General features: G+C 71.0%; 13 protein-coding genes. 8 read left to right on the top strand and 5 right to left on the bottom strand.

From position 1 onward, the window contains the following. Positions 1 to 3 precede the first annotated feature (3 nt). The 6 genes from BZB76_RS22740 to BZB76_RS22715 all read left to right on the top strand — a co-directional run bounded on the left by BZB76_RS22740 (position 4) and on the right by BZB76_RS22715 (position 9,728). The gene (locus tag BZB76_RS22740) at positions 4 to 1,425 is read left to right on the top strand and encodes a S8 family serine peptidase (RefSeq protein ID WP_121436442.1); all 1,422 of its coding nucleotides are present in this window, start codon (positions 4 to 6) and stop codon (positions 1,423 to 1,425) included. A gap of 18 nt (positions 1,426 to 1,443) precedes the next feature. Beyond that, on the top strand, positions 1,444 to 1,752 hold the full coding sequence (locus BZB76_RS22735; protein ID WP_121436441.1) for an MGMT family protein: 309 nt from the start codon (positions 1,444 to 1,446) through the stop codon (positions 1,750 to 1,752). 80 nt (positions 1,753 to 1,832) lie between these two features. Then, a complete protein-coding gene (locus tag BZB76_RS22730) occupies positions 1,833 to 5,006 on the top strand; it encodes an ATP-dependent helicase (protein WP_121436440.1) in 3,174 nt (1,057 codons plus the stop codon). A gap of 81 nt (positions 5,007 to 5,087) precedes the next feature. Beyond that, the gene (locus BZB76_RS22725) at positions 5,088 to 8,468 is read left to right on the top strand and encodes an ATP-dependent helicase (RefSeq protein WP_121436439.1); all 3,381 of its coding nucleotides are present in this window, start codon (positions 5,088 to 5,090) and stop codon (positions 8,466 to 8,468) included. 99 nt (positions 8,469 to 8,567) lie between these two features. Then, positions 8,568 to 9,347, top strand: coding sequence for a class I SAM-dependent methyltransferase (locus tag BZB76_RS22720; protein ID WP_121436438.1), 780 nt, complete (start codon positions 8,568 to 8,570; stop codon positions 9,345 to 9,347). Between the two features lie 72 nt (positions 9,348 to 9,419). After that, positions 9,420 to 9,728 carry a hypothetical protein gene (locus BZB76_RS22715; protein WP_121436437.1) on the top strand — a complete coding sequence of 103 codons (309 nt, stop codon included), beginning with the start codon at positions 9,420 to 9,422 and terminating at the stop codon, positions 9,726 to 9,728. 65 nt (positions 9,729 to 9,793) lie between these two features. Here BZB76_RS22715 and BZB76_RS22710 read toward each other — a convergent pair whose 3' ends face one another. Further along, entirely contained in the window at positions 9,794 to 11,389 is a 1,596-nt protein-coding gene (locus BZB76_RS22710) for an AMP-binding protein (RefSeq protein ID WP_246007128.1), read from the bottom strand. Between the two features lie 278 nt (positions 11,390 to 11,667). Between BZB76_RS22710 and BZB76_RS22705 the strand changes: the two genes are divergently transcribed. Continuing rightward, positions 11,668 to 12,534, top strand: a complete 867-nt coding sequence (locus tag BZB76_RS22705) for an EamA family transporter (RefSeq protein ID WP_211343138.1) — start codon at positions 11,668 to 11,670, stop codon at positions 12,532 to 12,534. A 32-nt stretch (positions 12,535 to 12,566) separates the two neighbouring features. Beyond that, the gene (locus BZB76_RS22700) at positions 12,567 to 13,490 is read left to right on the top strand and encodes a LysR family transcriptional regulator (RefSeq protein WP_121436435.1); all 924 of its coding nucleotides are present in this window, start codon (positions 12,567 to 12,569) and stop codon (positions 13,488 to 13,490) included. Here BZB76_RS22700 and BZB76_RS22695 read toward each other — a convergent pair. The 4 genes from BZB76_RS22695 to BZB76_RS22680 are packed head-to-tail and all read right to left on the bottom strand — an operon-like array spanning position 13,478 to position 19,015. Further along, a complete protein-coding gene (locus tag BZB76_RS22695; protein WP_121436434.1) occupies positions 13,478 to 14,554 on the bottom strand; it encodes an alanine racemase in 1,077 nt (358 codons plus the stop codon). The genes BZB76_RS22700 and BZB76_RS22695 overlap by 13 nt on opposite strands. Beyond that, on the bottom strand, positions 14,551 to 16,263 hold the full coding sequence (locus BZB76_RS22690) for an IucA/IucC family protein (protein ID WP_246007127.1): 1,713 nt from the start codon (positions 16,261 to 16,263) through the stop codon (positions 14,551 to 14,553). Before BZB76_RS22690 ends, BZB76_RS22695 begins: the two co-directional genes overlap by 4 nt. After that, entirely contained in the window at positions 16,254 to 17,846 is a 1,593-nt protein-coding gene (locus tag BZB76_RS22685; RefSeq protein WP_121436870.1) for an IucA/IucC family protein, read from the bottom strand. The genes BZB76_RS22690 and BZB76_RS22685 overlap by 10 nt, the downstream gene beginning before the upstream one ends. Then, on the bottom strand, positions 17,843 to 19,015 hold the full coding sequence (locus tag BZB76_RS22680; protein WP_246007126.1) for an ATP-grasp domain-containing protein: 1,173 nt from the start codon (positions 19,013 to 19,015) through the stop codon (positions 17,843 to 17,845). Before BZB76_RS22680 ends, BZB76_RS22685 begins: the two co-directional genes overlap by 4 nt. Positions 19,016 to 19,189 lie beyond the last annotated feature (174 nt).

Below are 19,189 nucleotides of genomic sequence, written 5' to 3'. Positions count from 1 at the left end.
CGGATGCGGGGGCGTGAGGCGGGGGCCGGGACGCGGCGTGCGGTCCGGGTGGCGGGCGGCGCGTTCGCGGTGGCGTTGGCCGGGACGTGGCTGACGCCCGTGCCCGCGCACGCCGACATCGTCCGCGACCGGCAGAAACCCATCCTGAACGTCCTCGGCATGGACGCCGCCTGGAAGGTCACCAAGGGGAAGGGGGTGACCGTCGCGGTCGTCGACTCCGGTGTCGACGCCACACAGGCGGACCTGACCGGTTCCGTCACCACCGGCCCGAACATGATCGCCGAGATCGACGGGACGACGAAGCCCGCCCGGCTGCACGGGACCGGGATGGCATCGCTGATCGCGGGCCACGGGCACGGCCCGGGGCGCGGCTCCGGGGTCATCGGGATCGCGCCGGAGTCCCGCGTCCTCGCCATCCGGGCCATCGCCGAGCCGGAGGACCGGAGCTTCGCCCGTTACCGGAGGTCCGAACGGGCCGACACGGCGATCGCCCGCGGCGTCCGCTACGCCGCCGACCACGGCGCCGACGTCATCAACCTGTCGCTGGGCAAGAAGAACGAGGTCGCCGAGGAGCGCGCGGCCATCGCCTACGCCATCCAGAAGGGTGTCGTCGTGGTGTCCGCCGCCGGGAACGACGGCGACGATCCGGACGAGATCGACGGTGACGGGTACGCGCCGTACTCGTACCCGGCGTCCTATCCGGGGGTCATCGCGGTCGCGGCGACCGAGCCCGGCCACGCTCGCGCGCCGTTCTCCAACCGGAACTACTCGGTGGTGCTGTCCGCTCCCGGGATGGACGTGCCCGTCGCGGCCCCCGGCGGCCAGTACTTCGCCAGCCGCGGCACCAGCGACTCCACCGCGCTCGTGTCCGGCATCGCCGCGCTGATCCGCGCCAGGCACCCGGACCTGTCACCGGCGCTGGTCTCGCAGGCGCTGATCCAGAGCACCCGGCACAGGCCGTCCGGCGGGTACGACTCCGAGGTCGGGTTCGGCGAGGTCCACGCGGCCCGGGCGCTGTCGGCGGCCGATGCCCTCGCCGAGGCCTCCGCGACGCGCGACAAGCCCGCCGGGCAGCGGTTCGGGAAGAACGATCCCGGACCGGTGCAGATCATTCCCCGGCCCGCCTGGGTCCGGCCGCTGATCATCGGGCTGGTTCTCCTCGGGCTCGGTGGGACGGTCACGGCCGGCGCGATCGCGCTGGCCTTCCGGCGCCGTCATCCGCGTGTCGCGGGCGGTCCGCCGGTGGGACCGACCGGGCCGATGGGTCCGATGGGTCCGATGGGGCCGCCTCCCGGGCCGCCGACGGGTGGTCACCGGTCCGGGCCGCCTCCGCTGCCGCCCCGGACGGGTCCGCCGCCGTCGGGTCCGCCGCCCTTGGGGTCGGGGCGGTCTCCGATGTTCGGACCGCCCGACGCGCCGTCCTGAGCGCGGGAGAATCTCCGGATGTCGTCGGAACCCGATGAGTACGCCGAGACCGTCCTGGACGCGGTGGAGCGGATCCCACCGGGCCGCGTCCTCGCCTACGGCGATGTGGCCGAGCTGGTCGGGCGCGGTGGACCCCGGCAGGTCGGACGTGTGATGTCCCTCTACGGGGGCGCCGTGCCATGGTGGCGGGTCGTCCGGGCGGACGGCAGCCCGCCGAGCGGTCACGAGATCGAGGCGCACGAGAACTACCGCGCCGAGAGCACGCCGCTGCGTCCCGACGGTCGCCGTGTCGACATGGCGCGCGCCCGCTGGGACGGGCGGTCGTAGGCCGCGTCGCCGTGGTTTCTCTGACGACATGCGTGCATTGTGGCCAGAACGGCCCCGCTGATCTGTTCCAATAGCCTGTTGTGCCGTCAGGTTCCTACCGTCTCGTTCGCCGCGCCGGTCCCGCGCGGGCCGTTCCGCCTGTGCTCGACGAGCAGCAGCGGCGGGTCGTCGAGCATGCGGGCGGGCCGCTGCTGGTGCTCGCGGGGCCCGGAACCGGGAAGACGACGACGATCGTGGAGGCCGTCGTCGACCGCATCGAGAACCGCGGCGTCGACCCGGAGCGCGTGCTCGTCCTGACGTTCAGCCGCAAGGCGGCGGGGGAGCTGCGGCAGCGGATCACCGGACGGTTGCAGCGGACGACGCGGACCCCCCTCGCGCTCACGTTCCACAGCTACGCCTACGCGCTGCTCAGACGCGACGCGGTCCTCGACGAGGAGCCCGCGCCTCGGCTGCTGTCCGGGCCGGAGCAACTCCTGGAGGTGCGGCGGTTCCTGGAAGGAGAGCTGACGGACGGCGCCCGCGCCTGGCCGGAACGGTTGAGAGCCGCCCTGGCGACACGCGGGTTCGCCGAAGAACTTCGTGACTTCGCCCTGCGCGCGGCGGAACGACTGGTCGTCGGGGACGAACTCGTCGCGCTCGGACGCATGCGCGGACGCGACGACTGGCCTGCCATCGGCGAGTTCATGGAACGGTACGCGGACCGGTTCGCGCTCGACCCCGTCCCGACGTACGACTACGGCGAGCTGATTCACGTGGCCGCCGCCATGCTCGCGGACGAGGAGACCCGGATCCGGGAGCAGGACGCCTACGACGTCGTGTTCGTGGACGAGTACCAGGACACCGACCCCGCGCAGGAAGTGCTGCTGCACCATCTCGCGGGCGACGGGCGCGACCTCGTCGTCGTCGGCGACCCCGACCAGTCGATCTACGGGTTCCGGGGCGCCGACGTGCGCGGCATCCAGGAGTTCCCGAACCGGTTCCTCACCCTGGACGGCGACCCGGCGCCCGTCGTGGCGTTGCGGACCTGCCGCCGTATGGGCCCGGAGATCCTCACCGCGTCGCGGCGGATCGCGCGGCGCCTGCCCGCCGGGTCCGCCGGGGCGGCCGAGCACCGCGCCCTGCTTTCTCTGGAGACGCTTGAGGACGGTGAAGTGCGTGCCGTCATCGCCGACTCCGAAAGCCAGGAGTCGGCTCTCGTCGCGGATGAACTCCGTCGCGCGCATCTTCTCGACGGCGTTCCCTGGTCACGGATGGCGGTGCTCGTGCGCAGCGCCGTACGGCAGGTCCCGGCCCTGCGGCGTGCGCTGGCCCAGGCGGGCGTGCCGGTGGTCGTGGCGGGTGACGAGGTTCCGCTGATGGGCGAGCCTGCCGTCCGTCCGTTCCTGGTGTTGTTGCGGGCGGCGTTGAGGAAGGGCTTCCTGGACGGCGTCGTCGCCGAAGACCTGTTGACGGGCCCGCTGGGCGGCGCCGACGCGCTGGCCATGCGGCGGTTGAAACGAGCCCTGCGCGACCTGGAGGAACTGTCGGGAGGCGACCGGCCGCTCGGGGAGTTGCTGGTCGCGGCCCTGGACGACCCGCGCGAACTCGTCCTGATCCATGAGAAGGTCCGCGCACCGGCCGAACGGGTCGCGCGGCTCATCGAGGTGGCACGGCGCAGCGTCCACGACGGTGGTTCCGCCGAAGACGTCCTCTGGGCCGTGTGGGAGGAGAGCGGACAGGCGGACGTCCTGCTGGAGCAGAGCGCGAAGGGCGGAACCCGGGGCGCGGCGGCCGACCGTGACCTCGACGCCGTCGTCGCGTTGTTCGACCATGCGGCACGGTTCGTCGACCGGCTGCCTCAAGCCGGGCCGGAGTTGTTCGTCGACAACATCGCGTCCCAGGAGATCGCCGGTGACACGCTCGCCGAACAGTCGCCGGACGGTGAAGCGGTCAGAATCCTCACCGCGCACCGCGCCAAGGGCCTGGAGTGGGACGTCGTCGTGATCGCCGGCGTCCAGGAGGGTGTGTGGCCCGACGTGCGGCTGCGCGGGTCGCTGCTGGGCATCGAGGAGCTGATCGAGCACGCCGCCGGTGCCGAGCCGGACGGTGAGGAGGCCGCCGGTGCGTCGATGGCGGCGAAGATGCTCGACGAGGAACGGCGCCTGTTCTACGTGGCGGTGACGCGCGCACGTAAACGGCTCGTCGTGACGGCGGTGGGCGGTGACGACACCGAGGAACGACCGTCCCGGTTTCTGAACGAGCTTCTTCCGGGCGCCATCGAGCGATCGCAGTTGGACGAGAAGACACGGTGGCTCTCACTGTCGGCGCTGGTCGCCGACCTGCGTTCCGTCGTCGCGGACCCGGGCCGTCCCCAACCGCTTCGACGCGCCGCAGCCGGGCACCTGGCGCGTCTGGCGCGGGCGGGTGTGCGCGGCGCGAAGCCGGAGAACTGGTACGCCATCACCGCGCTGTCCGACTCCGGGCCCGCGTTCGGTGAGGACGAGTCCATCACCATCTCGCCGTCCCAGGTCGAGGCGTTCACGACGTGCGGGCTGCGGTGGCTGCTGGCGTCCGCGGTCGGCGCGCAGGACGGCGGCCCGAACGAGTACAGCACCATGGGCAAGGTCGTCCACGCGGTCGCCGAGATGGCGGGCGCGGACGACGGCATCGACGAGGTGCATGTGGCCCAACGCCTCGACGAGATCTGGAAAGACCTGGACTTCCGCAGTTCCTGGTACTCGGAGAAACAACGCGAACAGGCGTCGCGGATGGTCGACAAGTTCCTCGCCTGGCACCGCGACAACCCCAACGAGGTCGTCGCGTTGGAGGAGTCGTTCAAGGTCGACCTCGGTCGCGTCGTCATCAAGGGCCGCATCGACCGCGCCGAACGCGACGAGCACGGCCGTGCCGTCATCATCGACATCAAGACATCGTCGACGGCCGTGCCGAAGGACGAACTGGGCCGGCATCCGCAGCTCGGCGTCTACCAGTACGCGGTGATGCTCGGCGCGTTCGAACGGCACGGGCTGATCGAGCCGGGCGGGGCGAAGCTCGTGCAGGTCGGCAAGGCCGCGTTCGCCGCGAGGGCACGCGAGCAGGAGCAGCCGCCGCCCGCCGAGGACGCCGACCCCGAGTGGCCGAAGAAACTCGTCGAGATCGTCGCGACCGGGATGGCGGGCGAGGTGTTCCAGGCGCGGGCGAACGACAAGTGTCGGACCTGCCCCGTACGCTCCTGCTGCCCGGTCCACGACGAGGGCGGCCAGGTCGGCGGCTGACCGCCCGGTCCTCTACGCTGCTGCCGACGCGGCGCCGCGGACGAGCGGGCCGCAGGGATCGACGAGCTCGGGGGGAGCGAGGTGATCACGCCGGCAGAGCTGGCCCGGCTGCTGGAGATCCCGGAGCCGACCGACGAGCAGGCCCGGGTGATCGAGGCGCCGCTGGCGCCGATGGCGGTGATCGCGGGCGCCGGGTCGGGCAAGAGCGAGACGATGGCCGCGCGCGTGGTGTGGCTCGTCGCCAACGGGTTCGTCCGGCCGGAACGGGTGCTCGGCCTCACGTTCACCCGTAAGGCCGCCGCCGAACTGGGCGCGCGGGTGCGCAAGCGGCTCGACAAGCTCCGCGAGGTCCTGCCCGACGACGAGCTGGAACGGCTCGGCGGGGAGGCGCTGTTCGACGGCGAGCCGATGGTGTCGACGTACCACTCGTACGCGGCGCGGCTGTTCGGCGACCACGCGCTCCGCGAGGCGCTCGAACCGACGATGCGGCTGATCTCACCGGCCGTCGCGTGGCAGATCTGCTCGCGGGTCGTCGACGCCTACGACGGGCCCATGGACCTCGTCGAATGGCAGCCCGACACCGTGACGAAGGCCGTCATGGAACTCGCCGGTGACCTGTCGGAGCATCTGCGGACCGCCGACGACGTCCGCAAGGTCGGCACCTGGCTCGGCGAACGGTTCGCCGCGCTGAAGAAACCGCTCAAGGCGCAGCGCGACATTCTCGGGAAACAGGCCGTCCGGGAGCAGCTCCTCCCGCTGATCGAGGCGTACGGACGCGCCAAGGCCGACCGGGAGGTCGTCGACCACGGCGACCAGATGGCCCTCGCCGCCCGGATCGCCCACCGGCATCCCGACGTCGGGATGATCGAACGGTCCCGGTTCTCGGTGGTCCTGCTGGACGAGTACCAGGACACGTCCCAGGCGCAGCTCGTCCTGCTGAAGTCGCTGTTCGCGGGCGGGCACCCGGTGACGGCGGTCGGCGACCCCTGCCAGTCGATCTACGGTTGGCGCGGGGCGAGCGCCGGGAACCTGCTGCGTTTCGCCTACGACTTCCCGCTGCGGCCCGGGGTGGCCGGGGGGCGTCCGACGCCCGCGCCGGTCGTCCAACTGAGCCGGTCGTTCCGCAACGGCGAACAGATCCTTGAGGCGGCCGCCCGGGTCCAGGACGAGCTGCGCGCGGAGACGAAGGCCGTACCGCGCCTCATCCCCGGCGCCGGACGCGAAGGCCGCGGACGCGTCGAATGCGCGCTGTTCACCACCGTGGAGGAGGAGGCCGAGCGCATCGCCGCGCGCATCGCCGGTCTCATGGCCGCCGCCGACCCCGACACGGCACCGGACGGCGGCCCGCACTCCGCGCCGCTCCGGTACGGCGACATCGCCGTCCTCGCCCGTAAACGATCGCAGTTCCCGCTGATCAGACGGGCCCTGGAGGCGCGCGGCATCCCGGTGGAGGTGGTCGGTCTCGGCGGGCTGCTCACCGTCCCCGAGGTCCAGGACGTCGTCGCGACGCTGCGGACCATGCACGACCCGACCGCCGGGGCGTCCCTCGCCCGGCTGCTCACCGGCCCTCGCTGGCGCCTCGGCCCGCGCGACCTCGTCGCCCTGGGCCGCCGCGCCCGCACCCTCGCCCAGGAGGCCGCCCGCGACATCACCCGCCCGGAGACCTCGGAACCGGAGAGCCCCCCGGACGACCCCCCACCCGAGACCCCGCCGTCGGACGACCCGTCGTCCGACCCGCTGCGGCAGCTCGTCAGCGAACTGAACCAGGAGACGGGCAGCCTCGTCGACGCCCTCGACGACCTCGGCCCGCCGCAGGCCTACTCACCGGAGGGCTACGGGCGGCTCCGGCGCCTTCGCGACGAACTGCGCACGCTGCGCGGCCAGGTCGGCCTTCCGCTGCCCGACCTCGTCAACGAGGTCGAACGCGCCCTCGGCCTCGACATCGAGGTCGCCGCCCGCTCCGGCCTCGACCCGATCACCGCCCGCGCCGACCTGGACGCCTTCATCGACGCCGCCACCACCTTCGCCGGCGACGCCGAAGACCCGACGCTCGGCGCGTTCCTCGCCTACCTCAAGGCCGCCGAGACGGAGGAGTTCGGGCTGGAGGCCGGACGCGTCGGCGAGACCGACAGCGTCAAACTGCTCACCGTCCACGCGTCCAAGGGGCTGGAATGGCCGGTCGTGATCGTGCCCGGCCTCTCCTACGTCCCGCAGAAGAACGGCGCACCCGCCAAGGGGTCGATCTTCCCGTCGCCGCCCCAGAACGCGACCCGCTGGACCGCCAACCCGCGCGTCCTCCCCTTCATGCTGCGCGGCGACCGCGCCGACCTCCCACCCCTGAACGGTCTGGAGAAGGACGACCTCACCGCTTTCGACGAGGCGTGCTCCGAACGTGACCTGCGGGAGGAGCGGCGGCTCGCCTACGTCGCGGTCACCCGGGCGTCGAGCCTGCTCATCGCCACGGGCTACTGGTGGGGTTCGTCGGGGCGTCCGCTCGGACCGTCCCCGTACCTGGAGGAGATCCGGGCCGTGTGCATGGCGGGCGCCGGAACCGTCGCCGAGTGGGCCGACCCGCCGGAGGAGGACGCCCAGAACCCGCTGCTCGCCGACGCGGACGAGGCGCGGTGGCCGGTGGCGCCCGGCGAACGCGGCGGCGGCGACATCACCGCCCGCGAACGGTACGAGGCCGTCGTCGAGGCCGCCCGCATGGTCGAGGACGAGATCGCCGGGCGAACCCGGCACTGGGCGGGCCACGCCGGACTGTCCGACGCGGACCGCGCCCTCATGACCGCCTGGGCCCGCGACGTGGAACTCCTCCTGGCCGAACGCGACCGTGGCCGCGGCGGCGACGGAACGCTCGTCGAACTGCCCGCGCACCTGTCGGTCTCGTCACTGGTGTCGCTGGCCCGCGACCCCGCCGCCCTGGCCCGGCAGATCCGCCGTCCCATGCCACGCCCGCCCGCCCCCTACGTCCGGCGCGGCACCGCGTTCCACGCCTGGCTGGAAAGCCGCTGGGGCCAGCAGCGCCTCCTCGACCCCGACGAACTCCCCGGCGCAGCCGACGAGGGCGCCGCCGACGACGCCCAACTCGCCCGCCTGCGCGACCGGTTCGAAGAATCCGAATGGGCGGCCCGGGAACCGCTCGACATCGAGGTCCCGTTCGAGACCATCATCGGCGACCGCCTGATCCGAGGCCGCATGGACGCCGTGTTCCGCTCGTCCGACGGCGGCTACGAGATCGTCGACTGGAAGACCGGCGCCCCACCCTCCGGAGACGAGGCCAAGTTCGCGTCGGTGCAGCTCGCCGCGTACCGACTGGCCTGGGCGGAGTTGGCCGGGGTGGACGTCGACCGGGTCAGCGCCGCCTTCCACTACGTCCGCGCCAACCTCACCGTCCGCCCCACCGACCTCCTGGACGCCGAAGGCCTCGCCGCCCTCCTCGACACCGTCCCCACCGCCTGAGACCCGCGTTGCTTTCGCCACAGGTGAGGAGTCTCACTCACCTCTGTTCACCGGGGGGCGTTTCGGGGATGATCCGGGACAAACATCCGAGGAGGCGACGTGACCGTGACGCATGACGAGAGAGTCGTACGGGAGTTCTCCAAGCAGGCGGCGGGGTTCACCGATCCCGGGCTGAACGTCGCGTTCACCCGCCATCTGGACCGGCTCGTCCGGTTCATGGAGCCCGAACTCGACCTTGAGGACGTCGTGCTGGAGGTCGCCGCCGGGACCGGACTCGTCTCTCGCGCGATCGCCCCCCGCGTCCGTCACGCGACGGCGCTCGATCTCACGCCCGCGATGCTCGTCGAGGGCAAGCGCGGCGCCGACCACGCGGGGCTCACGAACGTCACCTTCACGCGCGGCGACGCCGCGGAGCTGCCCTATGTCGACCGGTCGTTCACGCTCGTCGTCACCCGGTTCTCGCTGCACCAGGTCGCCGATCCGAAGGCCGTCGTGCAGGAGATGGTCAGGGTCAGTCGGCCGGGGGCGGCGCTGATCATCGCGGATCTGGTGCGTCCGGACGGGTTGGACGGTGACCTCGATCGGATCGAGCGGCTGCGTGATCCCTCGCACGGGACCGTGTTGACCGAGGCCCAGATCACGGAGTTCGTCACGGCGGCGGGCGCGGAAGTGAAACGGGCCGAGCGGTTCGACTTCGTCCGGCCGCTGGAGCCGTGGCTGGAGCTCTCGCAGACGCCGGACGAGGTCGCCGCGCAGATCAGACGGGAGCTGGAAGAGGAGTTGAAGGGCGGCCCCGCGACGGGGATGCGGCCGAGCAAGACGGACGGGGTCCTGCACTTCACGCACTCGTATCTCTTCCAGCAGTCGATCGCCGAGTAGATCCTGGATCGTCCGGCAACGATTCGATCAAACGTTCGACGGGTGTGGCTCGTGTGGTCTAGGTTGTCGAACATGGGTTCTACCAATGTGCGTGCCCTCGATCGCGAACCGGCCGCGCTGGCGATGCGCATCGGCGTCGTCGCGGCGGAGGCCGCCCTCGCCACCTTCGCCCGCAACCTCGACGTGGACGACCTGGAGGACGGCATCGACTTCCAGGGCGCCATCGGCCCCGCCGAATGGCCCGTGTTCTCCCTGGTCATCGACACGCTCGCCGAGGCGGGCCCGGGTGACCGCCGCACCTTGGACGAGCGGCGCGCCGACGCCCTGAACGACCTCGCCCGCATCTGCATGGCGGCCAAGGGGCGCGTCGAGGTCGCCTGACGGCTCCCTGCGTGCGGGAGTGGGCGTCCGGGGCCGTGCGGCCTTGGTCCCGGGCGTTCCGCTCCTCAGCGCAGGGTGCTCGCCTTCACCTTGCCGGTGCTGGTGCGCGGGAGTTCGTCGACGAAGGTGACGTCCCTTGGGGCCTTGTAGCGGGCGAGGTGCTCCTTTACGTAAGTTCTGACCTCGTCCTCTGTGATCTGCGATGTCGGTTTGCGGACGATGTGCGCGGCGAGACGCTGGCCGAATCGTTCGTCGTCCACGCCCGTGACCGACACCTCGGCGATCTCCGGGTGACCGTCGAGCAGGGCCTCGACCTCGCCGGGGAACACGTTCTCGCCACCCGAGACGATCATGTCGTCGGTTCGTCCGTCGATGAACAGCCGCCCGGCCTCGTCGAGATGCCCGAGGTCGCCGGTGCCGGTGAGACCGTCGCGCAGCCGTTTGCCCCCGCCGGTCGTGTACCCGGCGAACCGCAGCCCGCCACCGGTGTAGATCTCGCCGGTGTGGCCGATCGGCACTTCTTCGCCGTTCTCGTTGAGAATTTTGATGGTGAGGCGGAAGGTGGGTTTTCCGGCCGTGCCGGGCGCCTTCCGCAGATCGTCGGGGGTCGCGATCGTGGCCCAACCCGTCTCGGTCGCGCCGTACACGTTGACGAGGACGTCGCCGAACTCGTCCATGAACGCGTCCGACAGGTGCGGGTGGAGCGCCGAACCGCCGCACACGACGGTGCGGAGCGACGGTGTTCCCGGCCGCTCTTCCAGGTCGAGAATGCGCTGGAGCATCACCGGGACCGCGACCAGTGCCTCCGCTTCGTTGTCCGCGACCGCCTGCAACATGGCGTGCGCGTCGAAGCGGCGGGACAGGACGAGCGGCATGCCGAGCGCCAGCCCGACCGCCGTGTACGCGAAACCCAGAATGTGGAAAAGCGGCGGCGCGATCACGATCGGCGCGCCCGACCTGACCGGAACGCGCATGAGATGGCTGAGCGCCACGGGCAGCAGCGCCGAGAGGGAGATGTCGTGTCTGGCGCCCTTCGGTGTGCCGGTGGTGCCCGAGGTCATCACGATGACGCGGCTGGTGTTCGCCGGGTTGAGCGGCTCGGGTTCGGTGTCGGCCATGAGCGCGTCGATCGACTCGTGTGCGTCGTCGTCCGTCCAGGCGAGCAGTTGACGCCCGGCGAATCCCGACTCGGCCACGGTCGAGCCGAACTCCTCGTCGTGGACGAGCACCCCGATGTGTTCGCGTTCGATGACCTGACCCAGTTGGGTGGCGGAGAAGTCGGTGTTGAGCAGCACCACGTCATTGCCCAGCCGGGACGCGGCGAGCACCGTTTCGACGAATCCTCGATGGTTACGGCACAGGATTCCGACTCTGTCGCCGTCCAGCCGATGGTGCAGCGCGGTGGCGAGTGACGCCGCCCGCCGTTCGAGTTCCCGGTACGACAGCGCTCCGCGTTCGTCGATCAACGCCGTCCGGCCCGGGAAACGCAACGCCGACATGGCGCCGATCGTCGCGGGAACAGGCCCGAACCGCGCATAGGCGAACAGCAGCCGCACGGCTCTGTCGGGCCGTATCGGCCGCATGACCCCGACGTCCCGTACGGCGCGGGCCGCCCGTGCTCCACGGTTGGCGAGGTCGTCCACCCGGTCGAGTATCCGCACTGAACGCTTCCCTCCGGCTCCTGCTCACCGCATACCCGGCTTTACCCAAGATATTGATCTGCTTGGCACTGCACGAGATGAAGGCCGGGGCGCTGCTCGTGGATGTCTGCACGCTCACCGTCCGGAGGCGGGTCGGTTTAGGCGCGACTGAAGTATGAGCTAAGGACATTTCAGAGTTTTGTTGACGTTCTCACGAACAGCCTTCCCTTATGGCTGTAACTGGGTGGTCGCAGCGGCAGTTGTCGGAAGGAGAGAGCGGGAGACGGGGGCGTCTTCCCGTGACACCGGCCTTCTACGTGGTCGGGAGTGTGGTCAGCATTCAGGTCGGCCAGGCGTGCGGCAAGGAGCTCTTCGGCGCCGTGGGGGCCTTCGGGGTGGTCACATTGCGCCTGGTCCTCGCCGCCGCGGTGTTGGTGCTGGTGCGGCGGCCGAGGCTGCCGTCGAGCCGGCGGGAACTCTGCCTGGTTCTCGCGCTGGGCACGGCGGTCGCGGGCATGAACGTGATCTATCTGGCCCTGGAGCGTCTGGAGATGGGCGTCGCGGTCTCCGTCCAGTTCCTCGGGCCTCTGGTGCTCGCGCTGCTCGGCTCGCGCCGGGCCCTTGACGTGCTGTGGGCGGGCCTTGCCTGGTGCGGGGTCTGGTTGTTCGTGGACCCGCTGGGTTCGGGGAGCGCGGTGCCGGTGACAGGATTGATCTTCGCGCTCGTCTCCGGGGCCTCGATGGCCGCCTACGTGGTGCTCAACAAACGGGCGGGCGCCCGGTCACCGGACGGGAGCCAGCTCGCCTACGCCGTCGTCTGGGCCGCGCTGCTGTCCCTGCCGACGGGGCTCGCGCACGCGGGTCCACAGTTGCTCCGACCGTCCGTCCTGCTGGCGGGCCTGGGGGTGGCGGTGCTGTCGGCGGTGCTCCCGTACAGCTTGGACATGGCCGCGCTCCGCCGGTTGCCGTCCAGGGTCGTCGCGGTGCTGGAGTGCCTCGAACCCGTGGTCGCGGGGATCGCCGCCGCCGTGATCCTCGGCGAGATCCTCGATCGCTCGCAGTGGGTCGCCATGTCCTGCGTGGTCGTCTCCTCGTTGGGCGCCGTCCTCACGCCACGCCGGGGCCGCGTCAGGACGGTGAAGACCCGCGAACAGGGAAGGGACTGATACCGCCTTCCGCCCGAGAGGAGAAGCGGCCGGTGATCGATGTGCGAAGGCTTCACGTGTTGCGCGCCGTCCAGCAGTACGGGTCGGTGACCGCCGCGGCCTCGGCCCTGCACCTGACGGTGTCCGCGGTCTCGCAGCAACTGCATTCGCTGGGCGATGACGTGGGCGCGGAACTGGTGCGGCGCGAGGGGCGGCACGCCGTCCTCACGCCGGCGGCGTACGTCCTGCTGCGCCACGGCGGCGAGATCTACGCGCAGTGGGAGCGCGCGGAGGCGGAACTGGCCGCGCTCCGCGAGGGCAGTGGAGGCCCGTTGCGCCTGGGCGCGTTCCCGACCGCGCTCGCCGCGCTGGTCGCGCCCGCGGCGCGTGAACTCCGGCGCGCACACGCGGAACTGTCGTTGGAGCTTGTCGAGGCGGAATCCTCCGAGTGCTTCGACCTGCTGCTGTCCCGGTCCATCGACATCGGGATCGTCGTCCCGTTGCCGGACGACCCGACCCGGCACGACGAGCGGTTCGAGCAGGAGGCGCTCGTCGACGACGTCCAGGACCTCATCGTCCCCGCCGGGCACCGGCTCGCGGGAGGCGGCCCGGTCGAACTCGCCGACGCCGCCGAGGAGACCTTCGTCGCCGCGCCCGGCAGCATCGACCAGCATCAACTCATCCTGGCCGCCTGCCAGGCGGCGGGGTTCGTCCCTCGCGTGGGTCACCGGGCTCAGGAGTGGAACGCCATCGTCTCCCTCGTCGGGGCGGGCTTCGGGGTGAGCCTCATGCCCCGGCTCGCGCCCGTGCGGGCGGACGCCGGCGTCGTCCGCGTCCCCTTGCGCGGCGCGCCCCTCCCCCGGCGCCGCCTGCTGACCTGCGTGCGCCGGGGGAGCGGCGCGCGGCCCGCCGTGGCCGCGGGGCTCGCGGCCCTCCACGAGGCCGCCGCACGCGCGTCACACGGTCAGCGGATGTAGTGGAATGTTGGTTTGGGGTGCATGAGGAAATCGTGGTGGGAGATGTTCCAGGCGTAGGCGCCCGCCATCGTGAAGGCGATGACGTCGCCGGGGGTCAGGGGCGGGACGAGGACGTCGCGGGCGAAGACGTCCTTGGGCGTGCACAGTTGGCCCACCAGGGTGGCGGGGCTTTCCGGGCCGCTTGTCGTGAGGACCTTGAAGGGCTGGTTGTGGCCCTTCGTCACGGGGGTTCGCAGGTGGTGTGTGCCGCCCCGGAGAATGATGTAGGTCTCGCCGTGTGTCGTTTTGACGTCCAGGACGTCGGTGACGTACCAGCCGTGGTAGGCGGTTATCGCGCGGCCGGGTTCGATGCGCGTTTTGGCGGGGATGAGGCTGAGGCCCGCGCCGTAGCTTTCCCAGTCGAAACGGTTCTGCGGGCGCGTGTAGTCGACGGCCATTCCGCCGCCCAGATTCAGTTCGGGATTGTCCACGCCCTGGGCCTTCAGCCAGGGGAGCGCCCATTCGGCTATGCGGTACGCCAGCTTGAGCATGGTGGGCGCGTCCAGGCCCGAGGCGAGGTGGGCGTGGATGCCGTGCAGGGTGAGTTGCGGGTGGTCGGTCAGGAGGAAGGCGCATTCGTTGAGGGCGTCCTCGTCCATGCCGAAAGGGCCGCTCATGGTCAGCGCGGCGTTCGGTGTGCGCAGCGGGAGGTTCGCGCGGAGGAGGACGTCCGCGTAGCCCAGCGGGGCCAGACGGGCCAGTTCGCTCGGGCTTTCGACGTGGATTCGGCTGGCCCGGCGGGCGAGGGCGAGTTCCTCGTTCGTTTTGCCGGGGCCGCCGAAGACCGTGGGGGTTTTGGGAAGTGTTTTCCGGACGTGGTTGAGTTCCCCGCCGGACGACACCTCTATTCCGTCGACATGGGGGGCGAGCGTGCGGAGTATCTCGGCGTCGGGATTGGCCTTGGCGGCGTAGAAGATCTCCGTGGAGCGTAGTGACGCGCGGATCGCGGTGATGTGGTCTTCCAGCCCGGCGAGGTCGTAGATGTAGGCCGGGTAGCTCTTGAGGTCGATGGCGTGTTCGTTCATAGCGGTCGAGGTGCGGCGAGCGGGTTGGGGGCCGGGACGTAGGTGGCGCCGCGGTCGGCGGTACGTGACCAGCGGGTGCGGAGGTTCGCCTTGGCGGGCAGCGGCACCCCGGCCAGCAAGGCCCTTACCTGCGGATGGTCGTCGTACACGGTGAAGTGCTTCCTCGCTGTTCGCCACAGTGTTCTCTCCAGCACGGGATGGAGGTCGGCTATCGCGGCCGCGATTTCGGTGAGGTGATTGACGACCAGGCAGTAGACGATGCGGTTCCACCCTCGGTCGGGTGCGTAGGTGAGGCTTTCGGCGACCCGGGACGGAAGGTGCGTCAGGTCCCAGTGGCCCGCCGTGAGCTTTGTGCCCTCCAGGTCGCGGAACGCGGCGTGTATGGGCATGCCCTCCGCGTCCACGCAGATGAGGACGTTCTGAAGGTGAGGTTCCAGGACGACTCCGTGGTCGAGGTAGGCGCCCAGGACCGGAGGCGCCACAAGTGTCACGTAGGCGTCCCACCAGGCTTGGGCGCCGTCGGGGTCGGTGAGGGCGGGCAGGTCCGCGAGGAACGTGCCGTAGGGGTCGGCGAGGGCGCCCGCGAGGAGAGGCGTGCCTGGGAGGGAGCTGACGCCCTCCCGCAGGATCACGCCCAGACCTTCGTACAGGCGACGGTCGGCGAGGTTGAGGCTGCGATAGGTGGGTTCCGTCAGGAACGAGAATCGTTCGGTGTCCGGGTGCGGTGACGCGGAGTTAAGTTTCCTGAAGATGGGCGGCACCAGGTCGTTGAGGGTCATCGCGCTGGCCAGTTCGTACCAGGCGTTCTTGCGGACGCAGTTGGTGATGCGCACGTCCAGGCTGAACTTGCAGAACACGTCCGCGTCCGGCAGGTAGGCCGTCCGGACGGACGACGTCGGCACCGCTTCGAGTTCGGACGGGCCCAGGTTCAGCACCAGACCCCGATCCAACGCTCGACGCAAGACCGGGTTGTCCGCCAACAGAGAGAACTGCCACGGGTGGACGGGCAGCAGTCTGCGCCCAGACGGAACGCCGGGGCCGTAGGACTCAAGGGCCGTGAACGCCTCTCCGGCCCCCTCCTCGGCGACGAGGTTTTCGGGAACCGCCAGCCACAGCGGACGAAACCGGGCCCTCGTCTCCGGCGCGTACCGGAGCCAGTCGGTCGGTGAACCCTGCCGGGACTTCGGGGACGGGTGGAAACGATGGCCCGCCACCAGAGACTGCTCCGAGTCGACATAGAGGTCGTTCGACGGGGTGTGTTCGCGTCGGGCGGTGATGATCGCGGCCAGGGCGGAGTGGCTGTCGTGCACCTGCGCGAGGAACTCCGGGTTAGGACGGCCGGTCGCCAGTTCCAGTTCACCGGCCACCAGGTTCGCCAGCCTGTCCCAGGGGGCGGGGATCCAGTCGTCGCCGCGGCGCTCCTCATACGGTGGCGCCAGACGGTGGGTGGCGCCGACCGGGGGACGGGCCAGGCCCGTGCGCAGCATGACTCCGACACGGGGAAGGCGCGCCAGCAGATGCGCGTCGTCCGGCCATAGTTGGTGCTCGGGCGCGCACACCTCACGGATCAAACAGTTGAGCAGCGCGGTCGAGGTGGTCTCGTCGGCGGAGATGGCCGGTTCCGTCAGTTCTGTGGGTTGTGACAGCAGCACGTCGCATCCGGTCGATAGCGCGGGTTGGTCTGGACGGTCGGGTCGTGTCACGGGCACGTCGCGTCCCGTAGATAGTTGGGGCCCGGTGGGCCGTAGTGCTTGTTGATGTCGGCCGCGCCGGTTCTGGCCTTGTCGACGAGGGTTCCGGCGGTGACCATGGCCTTGCCGGGGAGCGTGTCGGCGTCCAGCGTGCGGGCGCGCAGGAACGCCTCCTCGGGGCCGAGCGCCTCGTCGAGCCGGTCACGGATCATTGTCAGCCCGGTGCGCCAGGGGAGCAGCCCCCGTTCCGCCATTCCCAGGGCGGGCGCCGCCGCGCACAGGTGCAGCGTGATGGTGACGAACACGCGGGCCAACGCCTCGTCGTCCCTGGTCGTCATGCGGTGGTCGACGAGGTCGCGCGGATCCGTGTCGTGGGACGGCGTGAGGCGCTCGCGGAGACGCGCCGGGTTGATGAGCGCGCCGTCGTTGTCCTTGACCAGGAGGCACGGCGGGCCCTCGTCCAGGACCAGGGCGACGTTCTGTTGGTGCGCCTCCAGCGTGATGCCGTACCGGAACAGCGTGACGTTCCAGGAGAACAGCGCCGACAGGTACGCGTCGAAGAGGGAACGGACGTCCCAGCGTTCGATCACATGACCGCTGCCGTCGGGGGCCTCGGCGAGCAGGGCCGCCACCGGGACGATGTGCGCGTGCGCGGTCTCGGGTGGGAAGCGTCGCACCAGATAGCCGAGGAGCGGGTGCTGTGCGTGGCCGTAGGTCTGCTCGTCGGCGAGCAGGACGGGAAGGCCCGGTTCCCGTCGCAGGACCTCGCGGAGAAGGCGTTCGACGAGCGCGCCGTCCGGAAGCGTCCCGGGCATGATCGTGCGGCGGTTGCGGAGGCCGAGCGTGCTGGTCGGCAGCGGCATCTTCAGGTGGTCGAGCGGCGCCGCGGCGACGGTTCGCATGGAGAGGGTGGGGCTGACCTGGAGGTACGGGTCGGGTGCCAGGGTCGCGCCGGGGAGTTCGCCCACCTGCCGCGCCGCCAGCGGATGGACGGGGAACAGATGCGCCGGGGACGGGGCGTCGGAGGCGTCGAGGCCGATGTCGGAGGGGGTCGGCCACCAGCCGGGCGGCGACCCGGCGAGGGTCGGGTTCCGCACCGCCGCCCAGCGCAGTGGGAACGACGGCGCGAACTCGGGCGCGTAGCGGCTCAGATCGGCCATGGAGAGCCCGGCGCGGCTCCGGCCGGTCGGGTGTACCGGATGGTCGTTGTAGGCCGCCAGCGTCTCGTAGAAGGCGCCGGGGCCGGTCCGCAGCTCGTCCGGCAGGCGGGCCAGCCGCCGGTGGACCGCCGGTCGCGCGTCCCGATGCAGCCTGATCGTCGCCAGCGCGTCGCGGCATTCCCGCTCGAACGCGGCCGTGTCGTCGCGCGGGTCCGCCAGGGCGCGGACGGCGGTGAGGACCTCGCTCAGCCGGACGTCCTGCGCCGGGTCCACGACGAGTTCGGACAGGAAGGCCGGACGTGCTCGTATCAGGCGCACGGATCGGTTCGGGAGCCTTAACGTCCGGTCCTGGACGAGACCCTTCAGCCCCGCGTAGTTCTCGCGCAGCAGCGCGTCCAGTACGCGTGCGGCGAGGCGGCCCTCGACGTGGTCGCCGGTCACGTGATCGTCCACTCGTGGGCGGCGCGGAAGCGGGCCAGGGCGGCGTTCACTTCGTCCGGTCCGGGGCCGATGGCGCGGACGGTGCCCAGATAGTCGCGGTTGGTGCGGGTGACGGCGACGGGCTCGCCGACCGCGCGCTGCGGACGGTACGAGACCCGGACCGGCCCGTCGTCGATATGCAGTGGGCCTGGAGCCGACGCGAGTGTGCCGGACCGGTCGGCGATGACCGGTTCGGCTATGGCGTGACGTTCGCGGGGAGTGCGCCGGTCGGTGAGACGTCCGCCCAGATGGACGGTCAGGATCTCCTCGAACAGCGGCACTCCGAGGAGGTCGGCCAGCAGGAAGTCACAGTGGTCGCCGATCAGCCTGTAGTTGACCTCGATGATCCGGGCGCGACCCTCGTGGACGACGAACTCCGTGTGGCAGGCACCGAAACCCACGCCGAGCGCGTCGAGCTGCTCCAGAACCTGTGGCGTTTCCGGTGGCGGGGCCGTCCACTCAAGGCGCTCTTCGATGAAGAAGGGCGGCGGAGACAGCGTCGTACGGAACGAGCCCAGGACGCGCAGTTCCCGTCCGTCACCGAGCGTTTCGAGGGTGTGAAGACGGCCTGGAAGGAATTCCTCGACCACCAGGGGATCGTTCCGGTGCGCGGCGATTTCGTCGACGCGCGTGTGCAGCTCCAGAGCGTTCTGGACGAGGAACACGTCTTCGCTGGCGACGCCCGCACGGGGCTTCAGGACGAGGGGATACGGCGCGTCCGCCGGTACGTGGCGGGCGTCCGCCGAGAAGACGGGGTCGATCGGCGCCAGATGGCGACGCATCAGCGCCTTGTCCTTCGTCCGGGTCGCCGCCCGCCAGTCCTTGGCCGGGAGCCCGAAGTAGGCGGCGGCGAGCGCGGTGGGCGCCTGGAGGAAGTCGCTGTTGGAGAACACGGCCGCCGGGTCGCGGTCGACGGCGGCGATGATCTCGCGGTAATCGGAGACGTCGCATTCGACGATCCGGCCGTCGTGCCTGTCGGCGTGGTCCGCCGGACGGTCGGTGAGGAGCGTCACGTCCAGGCCCAGGCGGGCGGCGGCGGGCAGGAAGCCGTGCGTCACCGCGTCGGTCGGCTTGCCGGCGACCAGATGGAGGGTCGCCTTACCGGCGGACAGGTTGACAGAGGCGGCCACGCATCGGCCTTTCCAGTGCACGATCCCGGACAGTGAGGTAAGGCTTGCCTAACCCGCAGCACCATAGTGGCGGGGGCGGTCCGCGGGGGCAAGGACGGCGGCTCGCGTGTCCCGGACGCGTGTTCCGGTCGGGCCCGCGCCTGACCCGGCCGTCTGCTCCGACCGCCTGTTCCG

It is taken from the genome of Actinomadura pelletieri DSM 43383, assembly GCF_003634705.1.
GTDB classification, from domain to species: Bacteria; Actinomycetota; Actinomycetes; order Streptosporangiales; family Streptosporangiaceae; genus Spirillospora; species Spirillospora pelletieri.
Note: the sequence above shows the minus strand (reverse complement) of the source record. Positions and strands in the feature narration are given on the sequence as shown.